General features: G+C 60.8%; 8 protein-coding genes and 1 pseudogene. 2 read left to right on the plus strand and 7 right to left on the minus strand.

The genetic code is table 11. The annotated features are described in order from the left end of the window. Positions 1-507: 507 nt before the first annotated feature. Complete coding sequence (locus ACMNI9_RS01505) at positions 508-1,872, plus strand: PFL family protein (RefSeq protein WP_114566464.1); 1,365 nt, start codon at positions 508-510, stop codon at positions 1,870-1,872. Between the two features lie 152 nt (positions 1,873-2,024). On the opposite strand, the gene ettA is transcribed toward ACMNI9_RS01505, so the two are convergent. Further along, the gene (gene ettA, locus ACMNI9_RS01510) at positions 2,025-3,704 is read right to left on the minus strand and encodes an energy-dependent translational throttle protein EttA (RefSeq protein ID WP_418830550.1); all 1,680 of its coding nucleotides are present in this window, start codon (positions 3,702-3,704) and stop codon (positions 2,025-2,027) included. Between the two features lie 352 nt (positions 3,705-4,056). Here ettA and ACMNI9_RS01515 point away from each other — a divergent pair, with 352 nt between their 5' ends. Continuing rightward, positions 4,057-5,700, plus strand: coding sequence for an FAD-binding protein (locus ACMNI9_RS01515; RefSeq protein ID WP_225749887.1), 1,644 nt, complete (start codon positions 4,057-4,059; stop codon positions 5,698-5,700). A 196-nt stretch (positions 5,701-5,896) separates the two neighbouring features. Here the strand turns inward: ACMNI9_RS01515 and ACMNI9_RS01520 are convergent, their stop codons facing one another. From ACMNI9_RS01520 to ACMNI9_RS01545, 6 genes and pseudogenes are all read right to left on the minus strand, one after another. Next, complete coding sequence (locus tag ACMNI9_RS01520) at positions 5,897-7,009, minus strand: response regulator transcription factor (protein ID WP_418830552.1); 1,113 nt, start codon at positions 7,007-7,009, stop codon at positions 5,897-5,899. Between the two features lie 365 nt (positions 7,010-7,374). Then, complete coding sequence (locus ACMNI9_RS01525; RefSeq protein ID WP_216528996.1) at positions 7,375-8,115, minus strand: TlyA family RNA methyltransferase; 741 nt, start codon at positions 8,113-8,115, stop codon at positions 7,375-7,377. A 49-nt stretch (positions 8,116-8,164) separates the two neighbouring features. Continuing rightward, entirely contained in the window at positions 8,165-9,244 is a 1,080-nt protein-coding gene (locus tag ACMNI9_RS01530; protein WP_225749890.1) for a GGDEF domain-containing protein, read from the minus strand. Positions 9,245-9,585: 341 nt separating this feature from the next. Then, a complete protein-coding gene (locus ACMNI9_RS01535) occupies positions 9,586-10,635 on the minus strand; it encodes an aspartate-semialdehyde dehydrogenase (protein ID WP_114566457.1) in 1,050 nt (349 codons plus the stop codon). 154 nt (positions 10,636-10,789) lie between these two features. Then, positions 10,790-12,070, minus strand: coding sequence for an aspartate kinase (locus tag ACMNI9_RS01540; protein ID WP_114566456.1), 1,281 nt, complete (start codon positions 12,068-12,070; stop codon positions 10,790-10,792). Positions 12,071-12,787: 717 nt separating this feature from the next. Beyond that, positions 12,788-12,919, minus strand: a pseudogene (locus ACMNI9_RS01545) (carbamate kinase); the annotation flags it as partial.

Genomic DNA, 12,919 nt, shown 5'->3' on the forward strand with positions numbered 1-12,919 from the left:
CTCCTGGGCGCCCCAACACCCCGTTTTGGGCCCCAAAACCGTTTTTTAGCCTCGACAATGCCCGCGCACCCGCATCGGGATCGCATGGGGGCAAAGCGCCCCCATGCGCATGGAGCTGCGGAGGCGGCGGGGGCGGGCCCGGGCAGAGCGCCCCCGCACTACCCCGCATCACCCTGCACTCCCCTGCATTACCGAGTTGCGCACGAAAAACCGCCTTCGCTGGCAGGTTTTTACGGTCTGGGGTCGTCGAGTCGGGCATCGTTTTCATCGTTGCTTGGCCCGATTTTCGTTTTGCCTGGTCACGGCGTTGCATAGTCGAAGCATGCTGTCGCGGTCGCTTGATCCGGCAGATCAAACGACCCCAAACCGTCAAAACCTGCCAGCGAAGGCGGTTTTGCGCGCGCAATTTCGTCACGTCGGCAGCGCCCCCCGTCTCGCCCGGCATCCCGCCCTATAATTTGCTAGACTGTACCGATACCCAAACGCCAGAGAGAAAGACAGGACGCCATGCAGATCACGCCGGCAGAAATCGCCGAGACGCTTGCGATGGTGAGCAAGCAGCACCTGGACATCCGAACCATCACGCTGGGCCTGAACCTGCGCGGTTGCACCGACGCCGACATCGACGTTATGGCCCGCAAGGTCTACGACCGCATGACCAGCGCCGCCGAACGGCTGGTTCCCACCGCCGAACAGCTGGAGCGCGAGTACGGCATCCCCATCGTGAACAAGCGCATCTCCGTCACGCCTATCGCCGAAATCTGCGCAGCTACCAACGCAACCGACTTCACGCCCATCGCCGTTGCCATGGACAAAGCCGGCAAGGAAGTGGGCGTCGACTTCGTGGGCGGCTTCAGCGCGCTCGTGCACAAGGGAGCCTCGAAAGCCGACAACACGCTGATGGAGTCGATCCCCCACGCGTTGGCCGCAACCGACAACGTATGCTCGAGCGTGAACGTGGGATCCACGCGCGCGGGCATCAACATGGACGCCGCCTTCAAGATGGCCGGCATCGTGAAGCAGACGGCCGAAGCCACGGCCGACCGCCAGTGTATCGGCGCAGGCAAGCTGGTGGTATTCTGCAACGCCGTGGAGGACAACCCCTTCATGGCCGGCGCGTTCCACGGATCAGGCGAGGCCGACGCCGTGGTGAACGTGGGCGTATCGGGACCCGGTGTGGTGCGCGCCGTGCTGGCCGATCTGCCAAAAGACGCCGACATCACGTCGGTTGCCGAAGCCATCAAGGCTACCGCGTTCAAGATCACGCGCGCGGGCGAGCTGATGGCGCGCGAAGCATCGCGCCGCTTGGGCGTGCAGCAGGGCATCCTGGATCTTTCGCTGGCCCCTACGCCGGCCGAAGGCGATTCGGTGGCGGAAATTCTGGAAGCCATCGGCGTTGGCCAGTGCGGCGGTCCGGGGACCACGGCCGCGCTCGCCATGCTCAACGACGCCGTGAAGAAGGGCGGCGTCATGGCGTCGTCATCGGTCGGCGGCCTGTCCGGCGCGTTCATTCCCGTGTCCGAGGATGCCGGCATGATTCGCGCGGCGGAATCCGGCGCCCTGTCCCTGGAGAAGCTCGAGGCCATGACCTGCGTATGCTCGGTGGGCCTGGACATGATCGCGGTGCCCGGCGACACCAGCGTCGAGACCATCTTCGGCATCATCGCCGACGAATGCGCCATCGGCATGATCAACAACAAGACCACCGCCGTGCGCGTTATCCCCGCAATCGGCAAGCAGGTAGGCGACCAGCTGGACTTCGGCGGCCTGTTGGGCTACGCGCCCGTCATGCCGGTCAACCAGCATGCAGGCACGGTGTTCGCCCATCGCGGCGGCCGCATGCCCGCGCCGATCAACTCGCTGAAAAACTAGCGCGCTTCCCGGAGGCGGTCACGGGCCGCCTCCCGCACCATTATGGGCGCGAATCGACCCAGCAAAGCTCTGCCGAACGCGCCGGACACACCGAAAAGGGGCTGCATCACGTTTGATGCAGCCCCTTCGTTTGAAACCGGTTGGACAATGCGCTAGTCGCGCGTGAGCTTGCGATGGATGCGATGCGGCTTCGCGGCCTCTTCGCCCAAGCGCTCCACCTTGTTCTTCTGGTAGGACTCGAAGTTGCCCTCGAACCAGAACCAGTTGCCAGGATTCTCGTCGGTGCCCTCCCATGCCAGGATGTGCGTGGCAACGCGGTCCAGGAACATGCGGTCGTGGCTGACCACCACGGCGCAACCCGGGAACGCCAACAGCGCCTCTTCCAAGCACTCGAGCGTTTCGACGTCCAGATCGTTGGTCGGCTCGTCCAAAAGCAGCAGGTTGCCGCCCTCTTTCAGCGTGAGCGCCAGGTTCAAGCGGTTGCGCTCGCCGCCGGACAGCACGCCCGTGGGCTTCTGCTGGTCGGAACCCTTGAAGCCGAAGCTGGCCACGTACGCGCGCGTCGGGATTTCGGTCTCGCCCACGCGAATGTAATCGGTGCCGCCGGACACGGCCTCCCACACGTTCGCCTTCGGGTCGAGGCCCGCGCGGTTCTGGTCGACGTAGGAGATCTTCACCGTCTCGCCGATGTCGAGCGAACCCGAAGTTAGCTCCTCCAAGCCCACGATCGCCTTGAACAGCGTGGTTTTGCCCACGCCGTTCGGGCCGATCACACCCACGATGCCGTTGCGCGGCAGCTCGAAGGACAAGTCGTCGATCAGCACGCGGTCCCCGAACGCCTTGTGCAGATGCTCGGCCACGAGCACCTTCGACCCCAGGCGCGGGCCCACGGGAATCTGGATGTCGGTGAAGTCGAGTTTCTTCGATGCGGCAGCTTCAGCGGCCATCTGCTCGTAGCGCTCAAGACGGGCCTTGCTCTTTGCCTGGCGAGCCTTCGGGCTGGAACGAACCCATTCGAGCTCGGACTGCAAGCGCTTCGCCATTTTCGCATCGCGCTGGCCCTGGGCCTCCAGGCGCGCGGCCTTCGTCTCCAGGTACGTGGAGTAATTGCCCTTGTACGGGAACAAGCTGCCGCGGTCAACCTCGCAGATCCACTCGGCCACGTTGTCCAGGAAGTAGCGGTCGTGCGTGACGGCCAGAACAGCGCCCTGGTAGTTCTTGAGGAAACGCTCCAGCCACAGCACGGACTCGGCGTCCAAGTGGTTGGTCGGCTCGTCCAAAAGCAACAGGTCGGGAGCCTCGAGCAGCAGGCGGCATAGCGCCACGCGACGGCGCTCGCCGCCGGACAGCACGTTCACCGGCATGTCGGGATCGGGGCACTGCAGCGCGTCCATGGCCTGGGACAGCTGGCTGTCCAGGTCCCAGCCGTTCGCCGCATCGATGGCGTCCTGAAGCTCGCCCATCTCCGCCATAAGCGCATCGAAGTCGGCGTCGGGCTCGCCCATGAGTTCGCCGATCTTGTTGAAGCGATCGATCTTCGCCTTGACCTCGCCGAACGCCAGCTCGATATTCTCCAGGACGGTCTTGTCCTCATCGAGCGGCGGCTCCTGCTGCAGAATGCCCACCGTGTAACCGGGAGAGAGACGCGCCTCGCCGTTCGAGACCTCCTCAAGACCGGCCATCAGCTTGAGCAGCGTCGACTTGCCCATGCCGTTGGGGCCCACCACGCCAATCTTGGCGCCGGGATAGAACGACAGCGACACGTCGTCCAAGATGACCTTGTCGCCATGCGCCTTGCGCGCCTTGTACATTTGATAAATGAATTCCGCCACGGATGCTCCTTGTTCTCAATTTCGCGCAGGTCGCCGCTCATAGCCGCGCCTGCACAACTGCATCGGCCTATTGTCGCATATTTGGACAAGAAGGGGTCATACGAGGCGTGCTTCCCGAAAACGAGCATCGATCGTAGGGCACTTCACGCACGCAAAACGATTGCACGGTTTTCCTGCACAATTCAAGCAGGTCAACGGCAACGCCGCCGCACCCCCTCGTTTTGCAGGGGAGCCACATTGCCGCGCAAAACACCGCACTTGGGGTGTGCCGCGCAAAAGCCTCTTTTTCTAGGATCTTCTTCAGCACATGCGCAACAGCCGTTGCGTATGAATCGAACCAAGGAGGATTCGCATGGGAGAAACAAGCAGTCTTGCAAACCAGAGTCGTCGCACATTTCTCAAGACCGCAGGCGTGGCGCTTGCAGGCGCCGCAGGCCTTAGCATCGTCGGATGCGCACCGCAGGGAGCATCGAACAGTTCGGATAAGGGCTCGACAGCCAAAGGCTCCGACACAAAATGGGACGAAGAGTTCGACGTAGTGGTTGTTGGCGCTGGATGCGCAGGCCAAGCCGCCGCAATCACGGTTGCCCTCGAAGGAAACGGCGCGACATGCCTACTAGCCGAAAAAGGCACCATGCCGGGCGGCAACAGCCCTTTCTGCAAAGGGACCATCGTTTACACAAACGACGAAAACGCGTTCAACCAGTACATGCTCGAAATGCGCGGCAGCGAAGGAACCACGCCTGACGATGTAATTGCGGCCTATGCCAAGGGGGCTGCCGAAAATTACGACTGGGTATTCAACACTTTGGGAGGAGCGCTGGAAGAAGCGTCCATCATCCCGCCCAGCACAAAGGACGACCCCTTGGCCCCTACGCCCGAATGGCCTGAGTTCGAACACTGCTATTCATTGGGAAAACTCACGATAGCCGGCAAGAAAGACGTTGAAATCAAAGGCGCGAAGCATATTACCAAGCTGCTCGACAGCATCATAACCAGCCATGCTGACGTTATCGAATACCGCACCGAAGCCCCGCTCAGCGAGCTCGTGCAAGACCCGGCCACGAAAGAGATCCTCGGCGCCGTCATTGGTGGCAAAAACGTGAAGGCAAACAAGGGCGTCATCATGTGCACAGGAGGCTTCGAGGCAAACCCCACCATGCGCCAAGACTTCATTGGACAAGGAGCCGCGCACCCCGCCATCGAAGACTTGAACACCGGAGACGGGCATAAGGCGTGCATGAAAATCGGTGCGGATTTTTGGCACATGGAACATGTTGCGGGCTTCTGGATGGCCGGACGGGATTTGGCGAACACGAAGTTCACGAACAACCAGATCATTTCGCCGTGCCCGAAGCAATTCGGCATCACGGTGGGAGCAAACGGACGTCGCTACTATATGGATTGGGATGGCTATAGCAACAAGTCGGATATCGCGTACAGGGACAACGTATCCCTAGCCGTTGGAAGTCGCCATGGCCACATGCAAATCGGCGGCGAATGGCCTCACCTCGCCCAGCCAAGCAAAGCATGGTTCGTATTCGACCAGCAAGGTCTGGAGGCGGGAGCCATACCTGCTTCCACCACGTCCGACCCGGTTGCAGACAAGCTCGCCTATTCCGCAAGCAGCATCGAGGAACTAGCCAACCAGATGGGCGTTCCCGCAAGCGAGTTAAAAACCACGGTAGACCAATGGAACGAATGCTGCACAAACGGCGCCGACATCTTCTTCCATCGACCAGCAAAGACTCTCTCCCCCATCTCCACCCCTCCGTTTTACGCGCAGTTATGCTGTCCCGCATTCCTCAACACCGACGGTGGACCCGTTCGCAATGCCAAAGCAGAAATCCTCGATCCGGATGGAACCCCCATTCCGCACCTGTACTCTGCGGGCGAATTCGGCTCCATTTGGAGCGGCGTGTACCAAGGTGGCGGCAATGTCGCGGAGTGCCTGATCTTCGGGCGCATCGCAGCCCGCTCCGCTATTGCAGGCTGACGACACATCGACAGGCCGCTCAACAAGATTGATCCCTCCAACGAAAGCCCGTGGCATAAGAAACCCCTAAAGTCGTGACCGATTTTATTAAATCTGGTCTAACTTTAGGGGTTCACTTCAAACGCCGGGCTTTCACAAGATGCCCGAACATGCGAAACCAGGCGGCAAGAAGCCAGGGGCGCAAGGCGCCAATCGGTCATTTTTTCATGAAGTCAATAAGATCCTGCTTCGAATGAACGTCAAGCTTCTGATAGATGTTCTTCACATAGCTGCGAACGGTATTATCCGAAAGGTATAATTCCCCGGCGATGTAAGACGAACTGCGCCCCTCCGCAAGAAAGGAAAGAACTTCGGTCTCACGCTTGGTCAAGCCGTACTGCTCGCGCACCTGCATCAAGCGATCCGATTCGTCGGGAACGCGCACGTCCCCGTTTGCAAGCGCAGAGAATACGGGGCACTCCTCCCGAGTGGACGGAGCTCCCCCATCCAAGCAATCCTCCGCAAACAGCGGCCTTGTCCGCGGAATGGCATCCGTCAGCAGGAAACCCACGCTCATAGCAAGCAGGCAAATCATCCCCGCAATCACCAGCATCTGCTCGAATCCTCCGTGGTTTCCTATCCCCAACATGACCAATCGCCCGCTCTCGCGAAAAAACAGATGAAGGAACCAAAAGAAACCTACGACCAGGTACGGTGGCAAAGCACGATGACGCGCAACATCGTACGAGGTGAACCAAAGAAAGCCCACCTGGAACAAATTCGTGACAGCAATGAGCGTAGCTCCGATTTGACCGGTAAACGGATCAAGCGTGGACAACATGATTACGCCCACCGCGAGAGCGGCAAGCTGCGCCTGCCATAAAACCGAAAATCGCAGGCGTCGGCCTTTGACGAGCGCCCACCACATAACGCCAAGCGCCGCAACCGTCACACCCACGTGTTGCACTAGCTGAAACGAAGGCGAGAGCTTGATTGATTCCCCGAACGGAAAACCTCGCGACACGCCAAGCACGAAACTGAACAAGGCGATGCCCACAATCAAACGCACGAGAGTTGAACGAGGCTCGTGCGCGTACACGTCATCCGGCGACGGAGTAACGATTCCGCACGCCTCGCGCGCATCAAGCACCTTCTGAGCCTGAAGATACATGACCAGAATGACCACCGGCAAAAGCATGCTTATGAAAAACGCAGTCTTCGCCTCCACGTAGCCTATGAAAATGCCTATGACGGTGGAAATGGCCAACGACCCGAACGCGACCAGCAACGCCTCGCGCAGGCCAAGGCGTACGTAGAAATTGATCCACATGCCGCCGCCCCAAGTCAAACCGATCCCGGAGCAAATCGCCGCAACCAAGGTAAACGGAAGATCGGGCATAAGCGATTGCACGAAAAACAACAAGCTGCCCAACGTCATCAACAAGATCGACGTCCAGCCGAGCATCGTTTGCATTCGATGAGAGAACGGCTTTCGAAGCGCGATTGCTCCCAGCGCCACGATGCACGCGCAGCGCGCAAAGTTGATCTCAACAGTGGTTAACCCGGAATCAACCCAAATGTAGCGAGCATACAAAATGCATTGTATCCAAACGAGTACTAAACTGGTTCCAAAAAACGACGGGGAAAGGCGCTCTTGACATGCGCCCGAAAAGCTTCTCGCAGAGAACAGCTCCGTCATGCACCAGACCCTTCGAATACCGCGCGCACCAAATACTCCACGTTGCCTTCCGGGCCCGTGATGGGAGACTCCACCACGCCCGTCGCGTCGAACCCGGCATCCTCGAGCGCCTCGCGTACCTCGGCCACCGTGCGCTCGCGCACGGCCGCATCGCGCACCACGCCGCCTTCCGTTTCGCCCGCGCGCGACTCGAACTGAGGCTTCACCAAGCCGATGAAGATAGACCCCGGATGCGAAAGCCGCGCGAACACGGGTGCAAGCTGCGCCAACCCGATGAAGCTGAGATCGGCCACTAGCATGTCGAACGGAGCGCCCAGACTGCCCGGATCGGCAAGCTTGATGTTCGTCCGCTCGAACACGCTTACGCGCGGGTCTTGCCTCAGCTTCCAGGCAAGCTGCCCGTAGTTGACGTCCACGCACGCCACAGAGGCCGCGCCCGCCTGCAGCAAGCAATCGCTGAACCCGCCGGTCGACGAGCCGATGTCGATGCAGCGCATGCCGGACGCGCTCTGCCCGAACGCGTCGAGCGCGCCTTGCAGCTTATGCCCGCCGCGCGAAACGAAGCGCTTGCGATTCTTCACCACCACGTCGGCGTCCGGCGAAACCTTCACGGCCGCGCTGGTTGCGTACACGTCGTCCACCTTCACCTCATGCGCCAGCACCGCACGCAACGCGGCGTCCGCATGGGGAAAATAGCCCTGCTCCACCAGGAGCGTATCCAATCGAATTTTTTTCATGGGGCACAGTATAAAGCTTCACTCGCAAAGATTGAAACAAAGCGCGGAGTCAGGCAACCTGCCCGGCGCACGCAACCCGATTCTTCCCCTCGCCCTTCGAACGATACAGCGCCTGATCGGCCGCCTGGTACAGCGAAGCGAAATCGGTTCCCGAATCCGGACAGTACGCCACCCCCACGCTCACGCTTGTTCCCGTGGCTTCTTCGTGACCTTTCCGAACGTTCTCCACGAACCGCTGAGCAAGAGCAACCCCTTCCTCCCGCGACGCAAGCTTCGAGAAGAACACGACGAACTCGTCGCCGCCCAGCCGGCACAGCACGTCGCCGGGCCGCAATTCGCGCTCGATCGCCTGCGTGACGCTGAGCAGGACGCCATCGCCCACGCTATGCCCGTGCGTGTCGTTCACCTGCTTGAAGTCGTCAATGTCCACCATGGCAAGCGCCGACAGCACGCCTTCTTCACGAGCCTCGAGCAGCCACTCGATCAGGCTTTCCCCCGAACGACGGTTGAGCACCCCCGTCAGCGAATCGATAGTGCTGAGCTTCTCGAATTCCGCCCTGGTCACCACATCGTTCAGCTTGACCCGCATGAACGCCGCGTTTATCGCAATGCCCATGAAGCAAAACGATACGCTGTTCCTCACATCGGCCAACGCCAATTCCGGGCTTTTGAACATCGTGGCCAAAAAGCAGAACAAAGCCGTTGCGGCTCCGATGAAAAGAGCGATGCGCCACGGCCGATCAAGCACGAACAAAGGCAGCATCACCATGAACATGATGAACGTGATAGCCGCCGATTCGGTATCCCATACGGTTCCCATGAGCATGAACAAAAGCAACATCAGGCCCAAGAACGCGTAGTACGCAACCAGCACGATATCCAGGCGGCGGGCAAGAACGGTTCGCGTGCTCACGCAGCCCACGACGGAAAGCGCCGCAAGCGCATACGCGCCCGCGCCTTTGAATCCGAACGAGGCGTCAATAAGCTCCAGGAGCACGGCGCCGAACGATACGATCAAGCAGCCGAGGCACAAGCCCTTCATCATGGACAGATTCTGCTCACGCACGGCCTCGCGATAGTCCGAGAACTCAGGAGGGTTCACCAATGCCCGCACCCAACCCACCAGCATGGCCCCTCCTTCTTCGCGAATATGTCCGATGCGTTAGCTTACCTTAAAAGATCCGCACGAATCCGAAAGGGCACGTTTGTTTCGGCACCGAAACCAACCACCTGGCGAAATGCAGGAGCGTCCGAACGCAGCGCGGCAAGCGAGCGCAAGTTCATCCGCGCCGCGTCCTCGATGCGTTGCGCCGAACGCGCCTTCCCGCAAGCGGACAACGGCGAAGCGAGGCGAACGAAGCAAAGGGGCAAGACGAAGAAACGCACCCCTGCCCTACCCCTTTCCCTTCATTTCGCAACGACGGCCGCCCAAGCAGGCGGCCGTCGAATAAGAGCTTTGCCATATGGGCTTTACGGCAGAAGCAGCTGCGCGATCTGCACCGCGTTAAGGGCTGCGCCCTTGCGAATCTGATCGGCGACCACCCAGAACGCCAGGCCGTGCTCAACCGTGGGATCCTTGCGCAAGCGACCAACGTAGGTGTCGTTGGTCCCCGCCAGAAGGCCCGGCATAGGATACGTGTTGGTAGCGCCGTCGTCCATGACGGTGATGCCCTCGAACGCTTCGAGCGCTTCGCGCGCAGCCTCCACGCTCACCTCGTCGGCGAATTCCACGTTCACCGACTCGGCATGGCAGCGCAGCACGGGCACGCGCACGCACGTAGGCGCAACCTTGACGTTCTGATCGCCCATGATCTTCTGCGTCTCGACGACCATCTTCCACTCTTCCTTGGTGTAGTCGTCGTCCATGAACACGTCGATGTGGGGAATGCAGTTGAACGCGATGCGATGCTGAAACACCTCGACCGTCAGATCCTCGGAAGGCGTGCCGCCCAGGAAGTCCTTCGTCTGACTGTACAGCTCCTCCATGGCCGGCGCGCCGCCGCCGCTGGCCGCCTGGTACGTAGACACCACCACGCGCGTGATCGGCGACAAGTCGTACAGGGGCTTGAGCGCCACCACCATCTGGATGGTGGAGCAGTTCGGGTTCGCGATCACGCCGTTGTGCCAAGCCACGTCCGCAGGGTTCACCTCGGGCACCACCAGCGGCACGTCCTCGTCCATGCGAAACGCGCTGGAGTTATCGATCATCACGGCGCCAGCGTCCACTACGGCTTGGCGCATTTGCTTGGACATGCCGGCTCCGCAGCTGAACAGCGCGATATCCACACCCTGGAACGACTCGGGGGTCATCTCCTGCACGATCAGGTCGCCTGCCGGCACCTGTCCGCAGCCCAAGAACGGCAAAGCCTTGCCTGCCGAACGAGCGGACGCCAACGCGCGCACTTCGCTCGCGGGAAAGTCCAGGTCATGCAGCACCTGCAAGAACTCGGCGCCCACGGCTCCCGTTGCTCCTGCAATAGCCACCACCGGGTTCGCCGGTATTTCCTTCGTCCAAGCCATCGGTAATCTCCCTTTCCCCTTGTTTCCAGGTTGACGTTCAGGTTGCATGCGTGTCTCTGCCGCTTGCGCGCGCCGCCCAGGTTGAAGCGGGGCTCCAGGTTGGCGCAGTCAGTCAGCGAGAGGGGTTGCGTCGTTCTGCCGAACGACGCAACCTTTACCGACCCTTGTTCATCTTCGCAGCGATTTCTTCGGCGCTCAGCTGCGTTTCCTCGAACACGCTATCGGAATCCAGGTCAAACGCCGTATGCAGGCAGCGCACGGCCTGCGCGGTTTGCGCGCCGTCCACCACCACGGACAAGCGGATAGGCGATGTGGAAATGGCCAGGATGTTGATCTGGTTCTCGCCAAGCGTTTGGAACGCCTTTGCGGCCACGCCGGGCGACGACTTCATGCCCGTTCCCACCAAGCTCACCTTCGCAATATCCTCGTCAACATCGTACTCACGCGCGTTGATATCCGGCAGGATGCGCTCCACCGTTTCGCACGCACGCTGCTGATCGGCGCCCGGACACGTAAAGCTGATGTCGGTGATGCCGTCAAGCGAGATGTTCTGGATGATCATGTCCACGCTCACGTTGTTGCCCGCCAGCGCCGAGAACACCTTCGCAGCCACGCCGGTCATATCGGGTACGCCGCGAATCGTGAATTTCACCTCGGACGTGTCGTGAGCTACGCCGGTGATGACGGCTTCCTCCATCATGTCGGTATCCTCCTTGATATAGGTGCCTTCGGCATCAGAGAACGCCGAACGGGAATGAATGACCACCTGGTATTTGCGCGCGAACTCCACGGCGCGCATCTGCAGCACGCCCGCGCCCGAGCTGGAAAGCTCCAGCATGTCGTCGTAGCTGATAACGTCGAGCTTCTGCGCGCGCGGGCACACGCGCGGGTCAGCCGTGTACACGCCGTCCACGTCCGAATAGATCTCGCACACATCGGCCCCAAGGCCATGCGCCACCGCCACCGCCGTGGTATCCGACCCACCGCGGCCGAGCGTGGTAATGTCGCCGTTCGCGTCGATGCCCTGGAATCCGGCCACCACCGCGATCATGCCGTTGCGAACCGCATCCATGATGCGCTCGTTGTGCACCTTCACGATTTTGGCCTTGGCGTGCGTTCCGTCCGTCTCGATGCCGGCCTGGCGTCCGGTGAAGCTCATGGCCTTGTAGCCGCGCGCCTCGATGGCCATGGCCAGAAGCGTCATGGAAACCTGCTCTCCCGTGGACAGCAGGCGATCCATCTCGCGAGCAGGCGGATTGTCGTTGAGCGAGGCGGCTAAGCCTACCAGCTCGTCGGTCGTCTTGCCCATAGCGGACACAACGGCCACGACGTCATGCCCTGCCTGCTTCTTCGCGATGAGCTTTTTCGCAACCATCTGGATGCGCTCAGGCGAAGCGACGGACGTGCCCCCGAATTTGCATACGATTAACGACATGGTGTTCTTTCTCGTTGCGATGGTCCAATCGGCTCATCACTATACCAAACAACCCGAGGTTGCGCCTGCGGAAAGCCCGCCGCCTGGCATCATTTTCACCGCGAAAGCGCGATGCCAAACCACCGCAGATACGCACGCGGCCGTATCGAAGGCGGTTTTGCGCAAAATGGAGGTCGCCGCGATCAACTATGCTGTCGTTGGGGTTTCGGTTGCCGGGCCAGGGTTTGGCGAGCCTTCCGAACATGGCTGCCCACATCAAGCCTGGTCGGGTTGATGCTTCCGCTCTCGCCCGACACCTTGCAAGCGCGCTCGTCCCCACAAGAAACCCCGGGAGCCGGGGGCCGCCGCTTGGAAAACCTGGGCGCGAATCGGTACCTGTGACAATTCGAGTCGTGCCCAAAATTCCAAAGGGAGCAAGCCTCGAGGAGTTGCGCACGAAAAAACCGCCCTCGCTGGCGGTTTTTGACGGTTTGAGGTCGTCGAGAGGAGCTCCGCTTATCTCCCTTCTTTGCTCGCTTTTTATTTTGCCTGGTCAGAACATTGTGACGTCGGATGGGACTCCTAAGGACGCTCACGGCGCCAGACCAAACGACCTCAAACCGACAAAAGCTGCCAGCGGCAGGGATTTTTTACGCGCAAGCGCCCACGCACGGGGTGCACGAGCGCCCCGCCCCTCCGACCTGGAAGGGAGCGGGGCGCTGCACGATGCGGCGGGAACTACGCCGTGATGATGGTGCCGGTCTTGCCCTCGAGGCCCGCGGCGGCGCACTCGAGGCTGGTGATGAGGGCCTTGCCCTCGGGGTAGGCGCGCACGTACTCGATGCAAGCCTCGACCTTCGGCAGCATGGA

Origin of the sequence: Paraeggerthella sp. (assembly GCF_048427265.1) — a bacterium.
GTDB lineage: Bacteria > Actinomycetota > Coriobacteriia > Coriobacteriales > Eggerthellaceae > Paraeggerthella > Paraeggerthella hominis.